The 17,963-nt window shown below is 66.0% G+C and carries 14 protein-coding genes; 10 read left to right on the forward strand and 4 right to left on the reverse strand.

Features of this window, described 5'->3' with window-relative positions; genetic code table 11:
- The 6 genes from AC5P6H_RS07100 to AC5P6H_RS07125 all read left to right on the forward strand — a co-directional run.
- Nucleotides 1-499, forward strand: a 499-nt coding sequence (locus AC5P6H_RS07100) for a methyl-accepting chemotaxis protein (RefSeq protein ID WP_495202429.1), incomplete at its 5' end; no start/stop codon positions are given.
- Nucleotides 500-536: 37 nt separating this feature from the next.
- Nucleotides 537-1,406 carry a CheR family methyltransferase gene (locus tag AC5P6H_RS07105; protein ID WP_049416359.1) on the forward strand — a complete coding sequence of 290 codons (870 nt, stop codon included), beginning with the start codon at nt 537-539 and terminating at the stop codon, nt 1,404-1,406.
- Complete coding sequence (gene cheD, locus AC5P6H_RS07110; protein WP_014037083.1) at nt 1,403-1,999, forward strand: chemoreceptor glutamine deamidase CheD; 597 nt, start codon at nt 1,403-1,405, stop codon at nt 1,997-1,999. Before AC5P6H_RS07105 ends, cheD begins: the two co-directional genes overlap by 4 nt.
- Entirely contained in the window at nt 1,996-3,069 is a 1,074-nt protein-coding gene (locus AC5P6H_RS07115; RefSeq protein WP_197606439.1) for a protein-glutamate methylesterase/protein-glutamine glutaminase, read from the forward strand. Before cheD ends, AC5P6H_RS07115 begins: the two co-directional genes overlap by 4 nt.
- Nucleotides 3,070-3,483: 414 nt before the next feature.
- Complete coding sequence (locus tag AC5P6H_RS07120; RefSeq protein WP_495202430.1) at nt 3,484-4,122, forward strand: hypothetical protein; 639 nt, start codon at nt 3,484-3,486, stop codon at nt 4,120-4,122.
- Nucleotides 4,119-5,594, forward strand: coding sequence for an XVIPCD domain-containing protein (locus tag AC5P6H_RS07125; protein WP_262224578.1), 1,476 nt, complete (start codon nt 4,119-4,121; stop codon nt 5,592-5,594). The genes AC5P6H_RS07120 and AC5P6H_RS07125 overlap by 4 nt, the downstream gene beginning before the upstream one ends.
- 144 nt (nt 5,595-5,738) lie before the next feature.
- Here the strand turns inward: AC5P6H_RS07125 and acnB are convergent, their stop codons facing one another.
- The 3 genes from acnB to AC5P6H_RS07140 are packed head-to-tail and all read right to left on the reverse strand — an operon-like array spanning nt 5,739 to nt 9,003.
- On the reverse strand, nt 5,739-8,330 hold the full coding sequence (gene acnB, locus AC5P6H_RS07130; protein ID WP_169411803.1) for a bifunctional aconitate hydratase 2/2-methylisocitrate dehydratase: 2,592 nt from the start codon (nt 8,328-8,330) through the stop codon (nt 5,739-5,741).
- Nucleotides 8,331-8,373: 43 nt separating this feature from the next.
- A complete protein-coding gene (locus AC5P6H_RS07135; RefSeq protein ID WP_005416402.1) occupies nt 8,374-8,772 on the reverse strand; it encodes a type II toxin-antitoxin system VapC family toxin in 399 nt (132 codons plus the stop codon).
- Nucleotides 8,773-8,778: 6 nt separating this feature from the next.
- Nucleotides 8,779-9,003 (reverse strand): AbrB/MazE/SpoVT family DNA-binding domain-containing protein, encoded by a 225-nt coding sequence (locus AC5P6H_RS07140; RefSeq protein WP_005409505.1) that lies wholly within the window; start codon nt 9,001-9,003, stop codon nt 8,779-8,781.
- A 302-nt stretch (nt 9,004-9,305) separates the two neighbouring features.
- Here AC5P6H_RS07140 and acnA point away from each other — a divergent pair, with 302 nt between their 5' ends.
- Complete coding sequence (gene acnA / locus AC5P6H_RS07145; protein ID WP_495202431.1) at nt 9,306-12,059, forward strand: aconitate hydratase AcnA; 2,754 nt, start codon at nt 9,306-9,308, stop codon at nt 12,057-12,059.
- A 128-nt stretch (nt 12,060-12,187) separates the two neighbouring features.
- Here acnA and AC5P6H_RS07150 read toward each other — a convergent pair whose 3' ends face one another.
- The gene (locus AC5P6H_RS07150) at nt 12,188-13,738 is read right to left on the reverse strand and encodes a BCCT family transporter (RefSeq protein ID WP_014647012.1); all 1,551 of its coding nucleotides are present in this window, start codon (nt 13,736-13,738) and stop codon (nt 12,188-12,190) included.
- 168 nt (nt 13,739-13,906) lie between these two features.
- Between AC5P6H_RS07150 and betI the strand changes: the two genes are divergently transcribed.
- The 3 genes from betI to betA all read left to right on the forward strand — a co-directional run bounded on the left by betI (nt 13,907) and on the right by betA (nt 17,792).
- Nucleotides 13,907-14,497, forward strand: a complete 591-nt coding sequence (gene betI / locus AC5P6H_RS07155; protein ID WP_014647011.1) for a transcriptional regulator BetI — start codon at nt 13,907-13,909, stop codon at nt 14,495-14,497.
- Nucleotides 14,498-14,535: 38 nt separating this feature from the next.
- Nucleotides 14,536-16,008 (forward strand): betaine-aldehyde dehydrogenase, encoded by a 1,473-nt coding sequence (gene betB, locus AC5P6H_RS07160; RefSeq protein WP_014647010.1) that lies wholly within the window; start codon nt 14,536-14,538, stop codon nt 16,006-16,008.
- Between the two features lie 101 nt (nt 16,009-16,109).
- Nucleotides 16,110-17,792: a choline dehydrogenase gene (gene betA, locus AC5P6H_RS07165; protein WP_014647009.1), complete on the forward strand. Its 1,683-nt coding sequence runs from the start codon at nt 16,110-16,112 to the stop codon at nt 17,790-17,792.
- Nucleotides 17,793-17,963: the final 171 nt, after the last annotated feature.

A 17,963-nucleotide genomic window follows, 5' to 3' on the forward strand; every position in this document is an offset into this window, starting at 1 on the left:
CGCCCAGCGCTCGGCCGCGGCCGCCAAGGAGATCAAGGGCCTGATCGACGACTCGGTCGGCAAGGTCAACGACGGCTCGGCGCTGGTGCACAAGGCCGGCGCGACCATGGGCGAGATCGTCGCCTCGGTGCAGCGCGTGACTGACATCATGGCCGAGATCTCTGCGGCCTCGCAGGAACAGAGCGCCGGCATCGAGCAGGTCAACCAGACCGTGGTGCAGATGGACGAAACCACCCAGCAGAATGCTGCGTTGGTGGAAGAAGCCACTGCTGCGGCACGCGCAATGGAGGACCAGGCCGGCCAGCTGGCTGACGCCGTGGCGATCTTCCGCCTCGACAACCAGGTGTCCGCCGCAGTGAAGGCCGTGGCCGCGCGCGCGGAGCCGGCCCGTGTCACCACCGTGGCACGCCCGCAGCCGACCAGCACGCCCGCTCCGGTCCGCCGCAGCAGCAACGCCAGCACCTTCGCCGCCAGCGACAGCGACTGGCAGGAATTCTGAGACCCACCCGCGGCGGCTGCGGCCGCCGCCTCTGCCGATGGACACGTCCCCCGTGCAAAGTCCTACCCCCATCGTCACCGGCCCGCGCGAATTCGAGTTCGCCGACCGCGATTTCCGCCGCGTCTGCGACCTGATCTACCAGCGCGTGGGCATCGCCCTCGCGCCGGCAAAGCGCGACATGGTCTATGGCCGCCTGTCGCGCCGCCTGCGCACGCTGGGCATGCGCAGCTTCCAGCAGTACCTGGACCATCTGGAGCAGGAAGATGGTGACGAATGGCAGGCGTTCACCAACGCCCTGACCACCAACCTGACCTCGTTCTTCCGCGAACCGCATCACTTCGACAAGCTGCGCGAGGAACTCCAGCAGCGCTCCAGCCGCACCCCACTGCTGCTGTGGTCGTGCGCGGCGTCCACCGGCGAAGAACCCTACTCGATGGCGATCACCGCCTGCGAGGCCTTCGGCACGTTGAAGCCGCCGGTACGCATCATTGCCACCGACGTCGATACCCAGGTGCTGGCCACCGCCGGCCGCGGCGTCTACAACATCGATCGCGTCGCCAGCCTCGATCCGGACCTGCGCCGCCGCTACTTCCAGCGCGGCAGCGGCCCCAACGAGGGCCAGTGCCGCGTGCTGCCGGCGCTGCGCGAACTGATCGAGTTCCGCCCATTGAACCTGCTCGCCCCGCGCTACGACGTCGGCGGCCCGTTCGACGCGCTGTTCTGCCGCAACGTGATGATCTACTTCGACAAGCCGACCCAGCGCGCCATCCTCGGTCGCCTGGTCCAGCACCTGGCCGATGACGGCCTGCTCTACACCGGCCATTCGGAGAACTACCTGCACGCCGCCGACCTGATCCAGCCCTGCGGCCGCACCCTGTACCGCCGTGCGGCAAAGGCCGGCGCATGAATGCCTCGCTGCGTACCGACGATGTGATGCGCTACCAGGATGCGCGCTTCCAGACCATCGCCGCCAAGCTGCTGCCGACCCAGTACCTGGTGGTCGATGACACCACTGCGCTGACCACCACGCTGGGCTCCTGCGTGGCGGCGTGCCTGCGCGACCCGGTGCTGAAGATCGGCGGCATGAACCACTTCCTGCTGCCGGAGGGCAACGCCGGTGACGGCGCACCCGCACGCTACGGCAGCTATGCGATGGAACTGCTGATCAACGACATGCTCAAGCGGGGCGCCCACCGCAAGCGCATCGAAGCCAAGGTGTTCGGCGGCGCCAACGTGCTCAAGGGCTTCACCAGCAATCCAGTGGGCACCCGCAACGCCGAGTTCGTGCGCCAGTACCTGCAGGCCGAGCATATCCCGATCATCGCCGAGGACCTGTGCGGCATCCATCCGCGCAAGATCTGGTTCTTCGCCGACACCGGCCGCGTGGTGGTGCAGCGCCTGCCGCATGCGCATGAGGCCGAAGTGGCCGCCACCGAATCGGCGGTGCGTGCGCGCCTGTCCAAGGCGCCGGTCACCGGTGGCGTGGAGCTGTTCGAATGACCTCTACCGGCAACGCCCCCTGCCGGGTGCTGATCGTCGACGACTCTGCCGTCGTGCGCCAGATGCTCACCGAGATCCTGTCCAGCGATCCCGCCATCGACGTGGTCGGCACCGCCGCCGACCCGCTGCTGGCCCGTGAAAAGATCAAGCGACTGGCCCCGGACGTGATCACCCTGGACGTGGAAATGCCGCGCATGGACGGGCTGGCGTTCCTGGAAAACCTGATGCGCCTGCACCCGTTGCCGGTGGTGATGATCTCCTCGCTGACCGAGCGCGGCGCCGACACCACCCTGCAGGCACTGGCGCTGGGCGCCGTGGATTTCGTATCCAAGCCGAAGTTGGACGTGGCCCGCGGCCTGCAGGGCTACGCCGACGAGATCATCGCCAAGGTCAAGATGGCGGCGCGCTCGCGGGTACGTCCGCTGGTGCGCGCTGCCGCGCCGAAGCTCATGCTGGACGCCGCGCCCGCGATACGCCCGGCCGCGCCGCAGTTCCGCACCACCGACCGGCTGATCGCGATCGGTTCCTCGGCGGGCGGCACCGAAGCGCTGCGCGTGGTGCTGGAAGGCATGCCTGCCGACGCGCCCGCCGTGGTGATGACCCAGCATTTGCCGGCCAGCTTCAGCAGTGCCTTCGCCGAACGCCTGGACCGGCACTCGGCGATGGCCGTGCGCGAGGCCAGCGATGGCGAAGCAGTGCTGCCTGGCCATGCCTACCTGCCACCCGGCGGCAAGCACCTGCGGATCATCCGCGACGGTGCGCGCTGGCGCTGCCGCGTCGACGATGGCCCGGCAGTGAACCGCCACAAGCCGGCAGTGGACGTGCTGTTCCGTTCGGTCGCGCAGAACGCCGGTGGCAACGCCATCGGCGCCATCCTCACCGGCATGGGCGACGACGGCGCACGCGGCCTGCTGGAAATGCGCCAGGCCGGCGCGCCGACGCTGGTGCAGGACGAAGCCACCAGCGTGGTCTGGGGCATGCCGGGTGCCGCGTTCAAGCTGGGCGCGGCCGAGGAACAGGTGCCACTGGAGCGGATCGCCGAGCGGCTGCTCGCCCTCGCCCGCGGCTGACAGGCCCCTGTAGAGCCGAGCCCACGCTCGGCTCTGCACCCTGCTGGACACCTCCAAGAGACGTCAGGCTCCATTGCCGATCCGCCGCCAGCACTTTCGACCATTGATGTTTCAACGACGCTGATCGAGGTTTGATCCTGCCGCAAGCCATGCGCGCCAAACGGGAGGCCCGCAGGACACCGACTTGGAGCGCGGCTGGAGCGGGTCGTATAGTCAGGTATCGCACAGCAATGGAACGCCGATGAACGTTACCCCGCAAGGCCGCGCTGCTCGGGTACGCAGGGAGGGAGGTCCGGATAGCGGGCAATACCCACTGCGCAACCTGTCGCACTTGCCCGGATGCGGCGCCGTCGTTCGTGATGAGACCGCATGTTCCAGGGATCAAGGAAAATCCTGCAGCGACATGGACCGCTCATGCTGAAAGTTCTCCCGACCCTTGCTCACGTTGCGTTGATCGCCTCGATCACACTGGCCGTTCCGGGCTGCAACAAGGAACGCTCATACCCGGTCTATCGCGAGAATCCTGCACCCAGGGATGCGCTGCCTATTGTGATTCGGGTCCACGATGCACCCGTGGATGTCCCCGTTCCTTCGGTCTTCGTCACGTATGAGATAGACCCACTCTGTCTCCCTCCGGTCAACAATTGGGAGGGGGTGCAGTACGAGCCGAACCAGCACAAGGTTGAGCTTCAGGCACAGCGCCTCAGTGCCACTGAATTCAGCAGTGTTGTATTCAACGATGGCATGGAAGTTGCCGACTATTACGGTCGCGGCCCGTGCACTTGGACGCCCGTGCTCGTGGAAGCTTCATTCGCCTTCATCATCGATGATCGCCCTATCCAAGCAACCGCATGGACTTCATTCACAAAGCTTGAAACCGAGAAACTCGCTACTACCTACGTACATCGCGCCTTACGCCCCATGACTTCAGGGGGATCGCCACAGTGGACGCCTACCGAGCCTTCGACTTGGTACGAGAAGATGCCTCAAGATAAGCGAAAGGATTACTTCCCAATCGAAATCTCCACACGGACTGAAGGAACAGCCCAATGAATCCTGGAGCAAATGCAGCCCTCTCAGATCATGTCTACAAGGATCCGCTCCCTGCGCCCAAGGCCATTGTTACCATTGCCGGGACGGAATATCGTGTATTGGCCAGCCTAAACTCCGCCACCGGCTACCAAGGCGTCATTTACCATAATCTCGAATCCAAAGAAGTAATCGTCACCCATCGCGGTACCGAGTTTGATCGCCAGCCTCTGATTGACGGCGGCATCGACGCTGCGATGGTCACCGCAAGAGTCAACGCACAACTCGGTGATGCCCTCGCACTGACCAAGCAGGCGATCGATCTGGCTAAAGAGAATGGGTATGGTCCGGTGTACGTCACCGGCCACTCGCTGGGCGGCGCGCTCGCCCAGATCACTGCACACCACTACAACCTCCCCGGCGACGCATTCAATCCTTACGGTGCTGCCGGGCTGGCGTATCGCCTACCTGAGGGCCAGCCGGCCAACGCGGCGCCCTTCACCAACCATGTGATGGCAGGCGACCTGGTCAGCGCGGGCGGTCCTCATTACGGCAAGGTCGAGATGTATGCGCTGCCCAGGGAACTGGAGGTCCTGCGCAACGCCGAGCACGGCCAGCGCATCGCCTCGCTTGGAACACCTGGGATGAAAAGCGGCCATGTCATGTCCGCCGCGGTGGCGGTCCAGTTGGGCGACTCCCATCGATTGGTTCATTTCCTTGATCGCGTGACCGACAAGGGCCCGGTGCCGTCTGTACTGGACAATCCCCAGGCCCGGATCACAGATCCCGAAGACCTGCGCAGGATTGCCGACTACCGCAGTGATGTTCATCAGTTGCGCGCAGGCGCGACCGTGCTGGTCGGCGGCGGACCTGGCCTGCTGCGCGACGGGGTCAACTACCTGCGCGGTATTGAGGAAGCCGGTGCATATGCCCGCCGCGAGGCTGAAGCGGAGCAGCGGGCCCAGAATGCGCTCAGGCCGGGGGAGCAACTGACCCAGGATGCAACCGACAAGGGCTCGCCCTCTCTCGGCAATCCCGGCTTCTCTCCCAGGAGTCCATTGCAGGAGAGCATTGAGTCAACCTTGGACAAGGCAGGCTTGGATCCCAGGAAGGAAGGCCATCCAGACCATGTGCTCTACCAGCAGATCCGCGATGGTGTATCCGCCGTGGATGCCAGGCACGGGCGCAGCTTCGATGAAACCAGTGAGCGCATGACGGCCAGCCTGCTTGCGACGGCCAAGAGCAGCGGCCTCGAACGCGTTGATCATGTGGTCCTGGGCATTCCACCCAGCGATGGCTCGGGCCCTCGCCTGTTCGTTGTGCAGGGAGCACCGGGCAATCCGGCACACCTGCGGGCGTCGGTTCCGATCAGCGAGGCAATCAATACGCCGGTGGAGCAGTCGATCGCCAAGGCCGAACAGATTGCGCAGGCACAGCAGGTCGGTCAGCAAGACCACGCCCAGGAGCAGACCCGAACCGCGATGCGCATGGGCTAGGCCACCTGGCCGGGCACAATAAAAACCCGGCTTTCACCGGAGGTTCTTCGTTTCAACGGGTTGTCGGCCAGCGGCCGGCACTACCATGCGTCATCCGCCCACAAAAAAACCCCCGGCGCGAGCCGGGGGTTTTCAGTTACCGCATCAGGCAGCGACCGTCTTGGCCACGTCCTGGTATTCCTCGATCTGGTCGAAGTTCATGTAGCGGTAGATCTCCGCGCCATTGGCGTTGATCACGCCGATGTCCGCCATGTACTCCTCCTTGGTCGGGATGCGGCCCAGGCGCGAGCAGATCGCCGCCAGTTCCGCCGAACCCAGGTACACGTTGGTGTTGCGGCCCAGGCGGTTCGGGAAGTTGCGGGTCGAGGTCGACATCGCGGTGGAGCCTTCACGGATCTGCGCCTGGTTGCCCATGCACAGCGAGCAGCCCGGCATTTCCATGCGCGCGCCGGTAGCGCCGAAGGTGCCGTACACGCCTTCCTTGGTCAGCTCCGAAGCATCCATCTTGGTCGGCGGGGCCACCCACAGGCGGGTCGGCAGGTCACGCTTGCCTTCCAGCAGCTTCGCAGCGGCGCGGAAGTGACCGATGTTGGTCATGCACGAACCGATGAACACTTCGTCGATCTTGGCGCCGGCCACTTCGGACAGGGTCTTCACGTCGTCCGGGTCGTTCGGGCAGGCCACGATCGGCTCATGGATGTCGGCCAGGTCGATCTCGATGACGGCGGCGTATTCGGCGTCGGCATCCGGCTCCAGCAGCTGCGGGTTGGCCAGCCACGCTTCCATCTTCTCGATGCGACGCTGCAGCGAACGCGGGTCCTGGTAACCCTCGGCAATCATCCACTTCAGCAGGGTGATGTTGCTGGTCAGGTACTCGATGATCGGTTCCTTGTTCAGGCGCACCGAGCAACCGGCCGCCGAACGCTCGGCCGAGGCATCGGACAGTTCGAACGCCTGCTCGACCTTCAGCTCCGGCAGGCCTTCGATTTCCAGGATGCGACCGGAGAAGATGTTCTTCTTGCCAGCCTTGGCCACGGTCAGCAGGCCCGACTTGATCGCGTACAGCGGGATCGCGTTGACCAGGTCACGCAGGGTCACGCCCGGCTGCATCTTGCCCTTGAAGCGCACCAGCACCGACTCCGGCATGTCCAGCGGCATCACGCCGGTGGCCGCGGCGAAGGCGACCAGGCCCGAACCGGCCGGGAACGAAATACCCACCGGGAAACGGGTGTGCGAGTCACCACCGGTGCCGACGGTGTCCGGCAGCAGCATGCGGTTGAGCCAGCTGTGGATCACGCCGTCGCCCGGGCGCAGCGAAACGCCGCCACGGGTGGAGATGAACTCCGGCAGGGTGTGGTGGGTCTTCACGTCCACCGGCTTCGGGTACGCGGCGGTATGGCAGAACGACTGCATCACCAGGTCGGCCGAGAAGCCCAGGCACGCCAGGTCCTTCAGCTCGTCGCGGGTCATCGGGCCGGTGGTGTCCTGCGAGCCCACCGAGGTCATCTTCGGTTCGCAGTAGGTGCCCGGGCGCATGCCCTGGCCTTCCGGCAGGCCACAGGCGCGGCCGACCATCTTCTGCGCCAGCGAGAAGCCCTTGCCGGTGTCGACCGGCTGCACCGGCAGGCGGAACAGATCGGTCGGGGCCAGGCCCAGCGCTTCGCGCGCCTTGCCGGTCAGGCCACGGCCGATGATCAGCGGAATGCGGCCACCGGCACGCACTTCGTCGAACAGCACGTCGGACTTGACCTGGAACTCGGCGATCACTTCACCGTTCTTCAGCGCCTTGCCTTCGTACGGACGCAGCTCGACCACATCGCCGTGTTCCATCTTCGACACGTCCAGCTCGATCGGCAGCGCGCCGGCATCTTCCATGGTGTTGTAGAAGATCGGGGCGATCTTCGAACCCAGGCAGACGCCACCGGCGCGCTTGTTCGGGATGAACGGAATGTCATCGCCGGTCCACCACAGCACGCTGTTGGTGGCCGACTTGCGCGAGGAACCGGTGCCGACCACGTCGCCGACGTAGGCAACCAGGTGGCCCTTTTCCTTCAGCGACAGGATCTGCTGGATCGGGCCGCGCTTGCCGTCTTCTTCCGGGGTGAACGGCGCGTCGTCGCGCTTGTTCTTCAGCATCGCCAGGGCGTGCATCGGAATGTCCGGGCGGGTGGTCGCGTCCGGTGCCGGCGACAGGTCGTCGGTGTTGGTCTCGCCCGGCACCTTGAACACGGTGACGGTCAGGCTCTGCGGCACTTCCGGATTGCTGGTGAACCACTCGGCATCGGCCCAGCTCTGCAGCACGGCCTGGGCGTTGGCGTTGCCGGCCTTGGCCTTTTCCTGCACGTCATGGAACGCATCGAACACCAGCAGGGTCTTCTTCAGGCCGTTGGCGGCGATGGTGCCGACGCTGGCGTCGTCCAGCAACTGCACCAGCGGGGCGACGTTGTAACCGCCGAGCATGGTGCCCAGCAGTTCGGTGGCGCGCTCGCGGCTGATCAGCGGGTTCTGCTCGCTGCCCAGGGCGATCGCCGCCAGGTACGAGGCCTTGACCTTGGCCGCGTCATCGACACCGGCCGGCACGCGATGGGTCAGCAGGTCGAGCAGGAACTCGGCCTCGCCCTGCGGCGGGTTCTTCAGCAGTTCGATGACATCGGCCGTCTGCTGCGCGCTCAGCGGCAGCGGCGGGATGCCAAGCGCAGCGCGCTCGGCGACGTGGTGGCGGTAGGCTTCCAACATGACAACTCCCGGGTAATGCGTAGGTTGAAATAACAAAGTGGGCTCAGGCGTGCGGCACGATCAGCTTCAGGCCCTTGAAGTAGTCGCGGTAAAACGTGTCGTTCCAGGTGATCAGGCCGTCACACTGCAGCAGTGCGTGGGCGCCGACCATGAATTCGTCCAGGCTGCGGCGGCTGCCGCCACGCTGGCGATGACGGCGGTGCATCTCGCCGGCGCGCAGCGCCGACTTGGCTTCCATCGGGTTGAAGTGCACGCCCATTTCTTCCAGCGCTTCGAGCACCTCGGCGCCGCCGCGCAGCGATGCGCAGACCTCGGCCAGGGTCGCGCCACAGACCACCACGCGGCCACCGACCAGGCTCTGCCGGAGGATGGCTTCCACGGCATCGGCCTGCGGACCATTGCTGAGCAGCTCGACCAGCACCGGTGAATCGACGGCGATCATCACGGCTTATTCCTCGTCACGCACCGCGCGTACCGCTGCGTCGGACGATTCGAAGCCGTCCAGCGCAAACTTGCCGCGCGCCCGTGAAATCGCATCGTCAACACTCTTGCGCAGGATGATGCGGCTGCCGTCCAGCTCGACCTTCAGCAGCGTGCCCTTGGTCAGGCCGAGGGCATCACGCACCGCCTTGGGCAGGGTGATCTGTCCGCGTTCTGCAACAGTGGCTTCCATCGGTAGGCCCTCCAGAGTATGCACAAATTATACATACTTCCCCGGGCATACTTCCACCCTGAACAGGACCGGCGCCCCGCCAGCCCTTGCCTCGCAAAGGATCGGCCACAAACGTGACATACGCCATACACCTTCCCCTGTAGTCTGGAACCGATGCCGCAGGCCGGGACCCGGCCCGGATGAATCCATTCAGTCTGAGGTTCATACTGGGACGACCGGGGCCGTCAGGCCCGCGGCGACCGCAAGCAGGCCCGCCCATGCGCGGGCCACTGCAAGCCATCCGCAAGAAGGAGTTACCCCGCATGAGCGATTCGTTCTCCACCCGCAGCCAGCTGAACGTCGGCGGCAAGACCTACGACTACTTCAGCCTGCCCACGCTGGGCCAGCGCTTCGATATCTCCCACCTGCCCTACTCGATGAAGATCCTGCTGGAGAACCTGCTCCGGCACGAGGACGGCGGTATCACCGTCGGCAAGGACCACATCGAAGCCGTGGCCCGCTGGAACCCGGCGGCCGAGCCGGACACCGAGATCGCCTTCATGCCGGCGCGCGTGGTCCTGCAGGACTTCACCGGCGTGCCCTGCGTGGTCGACCTGGCCGCGATGCGCGACGCGGTCGTCAAGCTGGGCGGCTCGCCGGAGCAGATCAACCCGCAGATCCCCTCCGAACTGGTCATCGACCACTCGGTGCAGGTCGATGTGTTCGGCAAGCCGGACGCGCTGGACCTCAACGGCAAGATCGAGTTCCAGCGCAACCAGGAACGCTACGGCTTCCTGCGCTGGGGCCAGAAGGCCTTCGACAACTTCAAGGTGGTGCCGCCGAACACCGGCATCGTCCACCAGGTGAACCTGGAGAACCTGGCCCGCGTAGTGATGACCGCCGACAGGGACGGCAAGGCGGTCGCCTACCCCGATACCGTGTTCGGTACCGACAGCCACACCACCATGATCAACGGCATCGGCGTGCTTGGCTGGGGCGTGGGCGGCATCGAAGCCGAGGCCGCCATGCTCGGCCAACCGTCGTCGATGCTGATTCCGCAGGTGGTCGGCTTCAAGCTGACCGGCAAGCTGCCCGAGGGTGCCACCGCTACGGACCTGGTGCTGACCGTCACCCAGATGCTGCGCAAGCTGGGCGTCGTCGGCAAGTTCGTCGAGTTCTACGGTGACGGCCTGCAGCACCTGCCGCTGGCCGACCGAGCCACCATCGGCAACATGGCCCCGGAGTACGGCGCCACCTGCGGCATCTTCCCGATCGACGCCGAATCGCTGAACTACCTGCGCCTGTCCGGCCGCAGCGAAGAGCAGATCGACCTGGTCGAAGCCTATGCCAAGGCACAGGGCCTGTGGCACGAACCGGGCAGCCCGCATGCCCAGTACAGCACCACGCTGGAACTGGACATGGGCACGGTGAAGCCGTCGCTGGCCGGCCCGAAGCGTCCGCAGGACCGCGTGCTGCTGGAGGACGTGCAGAAGAACTACCGCGAAGCACTGGTTGGCATGACCAGCAACCGCGACAAGCGCAGTGATGGTGTTTCCTCGTTCGTCAATGAAGGCGGCGGCGCGGCGGTCGGCAACGAGCAGCTGGCCAAGGGCTTCGCCGACATCGAGATCGAAGGCCGCAAGGTGCGGCTGAAGGATGGCGCGGTGGTCATCGCCGCCATCACCTCCTGCACCAATACCTCCAACCCGGCGGTGATGATCGGTGCCGGCCTGCTGGCCCGCAATGCGGCCGCCAAGGGCCTGAACCGCCAGCCGTGGGTGAAGACCTCGCTCGGGCCGGGCTCGCGCGTGGTCACGGACTACCTGGAAAAGGCCGGCGTGCTGAAGGAGCTGGAGAAGATCGGCTTCTACGTGGTCGGCTACGGCTGCACCACCTGCATCGGCAACTCCGGCCCGCTGCCGACCGAAGTCAGCGCCGGCATCGCCACCGGCGACCTGGTGGTCACCTCGGTGCTGTCGGGCAACCGCAACTTCGAGGGTCGCGTGCACCCCGAAGTGAAGATGAACTACCTGGCAAGCCCGCCGCTGGTGGTGGCCTATGCCATCGCCGGCACCACCGACATCGACCTGACCACCCAGCCGCTGGGCACCGGCAGCGATGGCCAGCCGGTGTTCCTGCGCGACATCTGGCCGAGCAACAAGGAAATCGGCGATGTCATCGCCGCCACCATCGGCCCGGAGATGTTCAAGCAGAACTACGCCGACGTGTTCAAGGGCGACACCCGCTGGAACACCATCGCCTCGCCGGACGGCAACCTGTACGCGTGGAGCGATGCCTCCACCTACATCAAGAACCCGCCGTACTTCGATGGCATGACCATGCAGACCGGCAGCATCGACGACGTGCACGGCGCACGCGTGATGGGCCTGTTCGGCGATTCGATCACCACCGACCACATCTCCCCGGCCGGCAACATCAAGAAGGACTCGCCGGCGGGCCGCTTCCTGCAGCAACGCGGCGTGCAGCCGGCCGACTTCAACAGCTACGGCAGCCGCCGCGGCAACGATGACGTCATGGTCCGCGGCACCTTCGCCAACATCCGCATCAAGAACCTGATGTTCGGTGGCGAGGAAGGCGGCAACACCCTGTACTACCCCGCCGGCGGTGGCCAGCCGGAGAAGCTGGCGATCTACGATGCGGCCATGAAGTACAAGGCCGACAAGGTGCCGCTGGTGGTGCTGGCCGGCAAGGAATACGGCACCGGTTCGTCGCGCGACTGGGCGGCCAAGGGCACCCTGCTGCTGGGGGTGAAGGCGGTCATCGCCGAAAGCTTCGAGCGCATCCACCGCTCCAACCTGGTCGGCATGGGCGTGCTGCCGCTGCAGTTCCGCAACGGCGAGAACGCGCAGAGCCTGGGCCTGGACGGCTCGGAAGTGATCGACATCACCGGCCTGCAGGACGGTGCCAGCAAGCGCGCCACGGTCACCGCGACCAAGGCCGATGGCACGAAGAAGACCTTCGAGGTCTCGGTGATGCTGCTGACCCCGAAGGAAGTCGAGTACTTCCGTCATGGCGGTCTGCTGCAGTACGTGCTGCGCCAGCTGGCCAGCAAGTAACGGAAAAGGGCCGGATCCGCACGGATCCGGCCCTTTCCGTCTGCGATGCCCCCCTGTAGAGCCGAGCCTGCGCTCGGCTGCTTCTGCGCCAACAGCAGCCGAGCATGGGCTCGGCTCTACAGACGCGCTCAGCGGCGGGGTGCGTCCGGGTCGGTGCGCAGCGCCTTCAGCAGGCCCCACATGTAGAACGCCAGGGTGAACGAGAACGGCAAGCCACACAGCACCACCGCCGTCTGCATCGCACTGAAATTGCCGGCCAGCAGCAGGCCGACGCTGGCCACGGTGATGCCGGCCGCCCAGAACACGCGCAGCCAGATCGGCGCGTCATGGCCGTCTTCCACACCATCGTCAACGCGACGGGTGCACAGGTTGGCGATCATCAGCGTGCCCGAGTCGACCGGGGTCAGGAACAGCACGAAGCCGATCACCACCGCAGCACCGGCCACGTACGGCGCGCCGGGCAGGTATTCCAGCAGCTTGAACAGCGTCATCGCCGCATCGTGCTGGGCCACCTCACCCAGGATCGCCTGGCCGTGGTTGAGCACCAGGTCGATGGCGGTGTTGCCGAAGATCGACAGCCAGGCCAGGGTGAAGCCGAGCGGGATCAGCAGCACGCCCATGATCACTTCGCGGATGGTGCGACCGCGCGAGATGCGTGCCACGAAAAGGCCGACGAACGGCGCCCAGGCGATCCACCAGGCCCAGTAGAACAGCGTCCACGAGCCCATCCACTCACGGCCCTTCGGGTCGTTGAGGTACATGTCGAAGCTCTTGCGCACGAACGCGCCGAGATAATCACCAGTATTCTGGATCAGGCCATCGAACAGGTGCAGGGTCGGGCCGGTGACCAGCACGAACAGCAGCAGGCCACACAGCAGGCGCACGTTGAGGTTGGACAGCCAGGCAATGCCCTTTTCCACACCGGCGACCACGCCGATGGTGGCCACCACCATCATCACCAGCACGATGGCCACCAGCACCTGCGGCGTATCCGGGATGTGGAACAGGTAGACCAGGCCGGACTGCACCACCAGCGCGCCGATGCCGAGGTTGGTCACCATCGAGATCAGCGTGGCCAGGATGCCGAAACCATCGACCATGTCGCCGATGCGACCGTGGATGCGCTCACCGAAGATCGGGTACAGCGCCGAGCGCAGCGCCAGCGGCAGGTCGCGGCGGTACGCGAAGTAGCCCAGCGCCACGCCGACCAGCGCGTACAGCGCCCAGCCGTGCAGGCCCCAGTGCAGGAAGGTCAGCACCATCGCTTCGCGGCCGGCGGCCACGGTCCCGCCGGGTTGCCCGGGCGGATGCAGGAAATGGTCCAGCGGCTCGTAGGCGCCGTAGTACAGCAGCGCGATGCCGATGCCGGCCGAGAACAGCATCGAGACCCACGCAACGTAGCCGAAGGCCGGTGACTCCTCGTTGTGGCCCAGGCGGATGCGGCCATACGGCGAGAACGCCAGCCACAGCACGAAGCCCAGGCACAGCACGATCAGCAGCATGTACCACCAGCCGAACGCGGCCGACACCTCGGCCTGCGCCCATTGCAGCCAGTGCTCGCTGCCTTCGGGATAGAGAACGGTGAGCAGCCCGAGGATGCCGATCGACACCGAGGAGCTGAGAAAGACAAAACGGTTCAAGCGCAAGGGCGAACGCTTGGGATGAGCCAGGGAAGACATGGGATCGTCTCATCAGTCCGGGGGAGCACATGGGCGGGGCCGGACCGGTAAACCGGGCCCATGGCGTGGGGCGCGAGCGCATCCTAGGGTTTATTGATTGAACGTTCAATCAATAAAAAGCATAATGGCGGGCAGCCGATCCTTCGGGTCGCAATCCGTGGAGAGACAATGCCGAAGAAAGGCGTGGAACCGGTACGGCGCGAACAGCTTATCCGGGCCACTTTCCAGACCATCGACGAGATCGGCATGGCCGACGCGACCGTCGCCACCATCGCGAAGAAGGCAGGGCTGTCCAGCGGCATCGTCGCCCACTACTTCGGCGACAAGGACGGCCTGCTCAATGCTGCAATGCGGCAGATCCTGCGCGAACTGAAGGACGCCGTCGCCCGCTACCGCGCCGAGGCCAGCGATGACCCCCGCGAGCAGTTGCGTGCCATCGTCGATGGCAACTTCGACGACAGTCAGATCAACGGTACCGCAATGCGCGTCTGGCTCACGTTCTGGGCCGCCAGCATGCACCAGCCGGAACTGGCCCGGCTGCAGCGCGCCAACGACCAGCGCCTGTTCTCCAACCTGTGCCACCAGTTCAACCGCCTGCTGCCCCACCCGCAGGCCCGCCTGGCCGCCCGTGGCCTGGCCGCGATGATCGACGGCCTGTGGCTGCGTGGCAGCCTGGTCGGCGGCCAGTTCAACGCCGACAAGTCGCGGCGCATCGCCTACGGCTACATCGACTTCCAGTTGCAGGCTGCCGCGCTATAAGCGCTTCAGCACCCGCCCCCTTCCAAGGAGTACGCCCCATGACCACCCTGCCCGTCCAACAGCTCTACATCCACGGCCAGCGCGTCGATGCCACCAGCGGCAAGACCTTCAAGACCGTCAACCCGGCCACCGGTGAGGTGATCGCCGAAGTGCAGGTTGCCAGCCAGGCCGACGTCGAGCGCGCCGTGCAGAGCGCGGCCGAAGGCCAGAAGGTGTGGGCCGCGATGACGGCCATGGAGCGCTCGCGCATCCTGCGCCGCGCCGTCGAGCTCCTGCGCGAGCGCAACGACGAACTGGCCCACCTGGAAACCCTGGACACCGGCAAGGCGCTGGCCGAGACCACCACCGTGGACATCGTCACCGGCGCCGACGTGGTCGAGTACTACGCTGGCCTGGCCACCGCCATCGAAGGCATCCAGCTGCCGCTGCGCGAATCGAGCTTCTTCTACACCCGCCGCGAACCGCTGGGCGTGGTGGCCGGCATCGGCGCCTGGAACTACCCGATCCAGATCGCCATGTGGAAGTCGGCCCCGGCCCTGGCCGCCGGCAATGCGATGGTCTTCAAGCCGTCCGAAGTGACCCCGTTGACCGCGATCCGGCTGGCCGAGATCTACACCGAAGCCGGCGTGCCGGCCGGCGTGTTCAACGTCGTGCAGGGCCCGGGCCGCGAGATCGGGCAGTGGCTGACCGAGCACCCGGTGATCGAGAAGATTTCCTTCACCGGCGGCGTCGCCACCGGCAAGAAGGTCATGGCCAGCGCGGCGTCCTCGTCGCTGAAGGAAGTGACCATGGAGCTGGGCGGCAAGTCGCCGCTGGTGATCTGCGATGACGCCGATCTGGACCGCGCCGCCGACATCGCGGTGATGGCCAACTTCTTCAGCTCCGGCCAGGTCTGCACCAACGGCACCCGCGTGTTCGTGCCGCGCAGCATGCTGGCCGCGTTCGAGGCCGCCGTTGTCGAGCGCGTCAAGCGCATCCGCATCGGCGACCCGATGGCCGCCGAGACCAACTTCGGCCCGCTGACCAGCTTCCCGCACATGGAAAACGTGCTGCGCTACATCGAAAGCGGCAAGGCCGAAGGCGCCCGCCTGCTGACCGGCGGCGGCCGTGCCACCGAAGGCGCGCTGGCCAATGGCGCGTACGTGCTGCCGACCGTGTTCTCCGACTGCCGCGATGACATGACGATTGTCCGGGAAGAGATCTTCGGGCCGGTGATGAGCATCCTCGCCTACGACGACGAAGACGAAGTGGTGCGTCGTGCCAACGACACCACCTTCGGCCTCGCCGCCGGCGTGGTCAGCAAGGACGTCAGCCGCGCCCACCGCATCATCCACCGCCTGGAAGCCGGCATCTGCTGGATCAATACCTGGGGCGAATCGCCGGCCGAAATGCCGGTCGGTGGCTACAAGGAATCCGGCGTCGGCCGTGAGAACGGCATCTCGACCCTCGGCCACTACACCCGCATCAAGTCGGTGCAGGTCGAGCTGGGCGACTACGCCAGCGTGTTCTGACCGGCGCGCCGCCAGCACGCCCCATCGTCCGGCCACCGCGCCGATCCGACATCCCGCCGGGACGCCTGCATGCAGCACGCCCCGGCCTGCAGGAGACACCCATGAGCACCCACAACGAGTACGACTACATCATCATCGGCGCCGGTTCGGCCGGCAACGTGCTGGCTACCCGCCTCACCGAAGATGCCGATGTCAGCGTGCTGCTGCTGGAAGCCGGTGGCCCGGACTACCGGCTCGACTTCCGTACCCAGATGCCGGCGGCACTGGCCTTCCCACTGCAGGGCAAGCGCTACAACTGGGCGTACAAGACCGATCCCGAGCCCTTCATGAACAACCGCCGCATGGACTGCGGCCGCGGCAAGGGCCTGGGCGGCTCGTCGCTGATCAACGGCATGTGCTACATCCGCGGCAACGCGATGGACTATGACAACTGGGCCAGCATGCCGGGCCTGGAAGACTGGACCTACCTGGACTGCCTGCCCTACTTCCGCAAGGCCGAAACCCGTGATATCGGCCCCAATGACTACCACGGTGGCGACGGCCCGCTGCGCGTTACCACGCCGAAGGCCGGCAACAACGAGCTGTTCGCTGCGATGGTCGAAGCCGGCGTGCAGGCCGGCTACCCGCGCACCGACGACCTCAACGGCTACCAGCAGGAAGGTTTCGGCCCGATGGACCGCACGGTGACCCCGAAGGGCCGTCGTTCCAGCACCGCCCGCGGCTACCTGGACCTGGCCAAGCCGCGCCCGAACCTGACCATCGTCACCCACGCGCTGACCGACCGCATTCTGTTCTCGGGCAAGCGCGCCGTGGGCGTGCAGTGGCTGCACAGCGACCAGCCGCAGCGCGCCACCGCCCGCCGCGAAGTGCTGCTGTGCGGCGGCGCCATCGCCTCGCCGCAGATCCTGCAGCGCTCGGGCGTCGGCCCGGCCGACCTGCTGCGCAGCCTGGACATCGACCTGGTGCACCACCTGCCGGGCGTCGGCGCCAACCTGCAGGACCACCTTGAGATGTACCTGCAGTACGAGTGCAAGAAGCCGGTGTCGCTGGCGCCGGCACTGAAGCTGTACAACCAGCCGGCGATCGGTGCCGAGTGGCTGTTCCTGGGCACCGGCATCGGCGCCAGCAACCAGTTCGAGGCCGGTGGCTTCATCCGCAGCGACGCCGAATTCGACTGGCCGAACCTGCAGTACCACTTCCTGCCGGTGGCGATCAATTACAACGGCTCCAACCCGATCAAGGCGCACAGCTTCCAGATGCACGTCGGTTCGATGCGCTCACCCAGCCGCGGCCGCATCCACGTGCGCTCGAAGGACCCGCGCGAACATCCGAGCATCCTGTTCAACTACATGTCGCACGACCAGGACTGGCGCGAGTTCCGTGCGGCGATCCGCATCACCCGCGAGATCTTCGCGCAGCCGGCGCTGGCCCCGTACAGCGGCCGCGAGATCTCGCCGGGAAGCGCGCTGCAGACCGACGCGCAGATCGATGCGTTCGTGCGCGAGCACGCCGAGACTGCCTATCACCCGTCGTGCTCGAACAAGATGGGCCATGCCGACGATCCGATGGCGGTGGTCGATGGCCAGGGCCGCGTACACGGGCTGGAAGGCCTGCGCATCGTCGATGCCTCGATCATGCCGCAGGTGGTGACCGGCAACCTCAACGCGCCGACCATCATGATGGCCGAGAAGCTGGCCGACGTGATCCGCGGCCGCACCCCGCTCGCCCGTAGCACCGCGCCGTACTACAAGGCCAACGGCGCACCCGTTCGCAAGCAGGGTTGACGCAGCCGGCCCGCTTGGGGCCACGGTAGTGCCGGCCGCTGGCCGGCATCCATCGTATGGTCCGTCCAGCGCAGATGCCGGCCAGCGGCCGGCACTACCCAGCAAGGAGGCTCTTCGGGGCCTCTTCGCGTTTTCCCTACGGCGGGGTATGCTGCAATGACCGGCCGTTGT

It is taken from the genome of Stenotrophomonas sp. YJH_SMC_110, assembly GCF_059369255.1.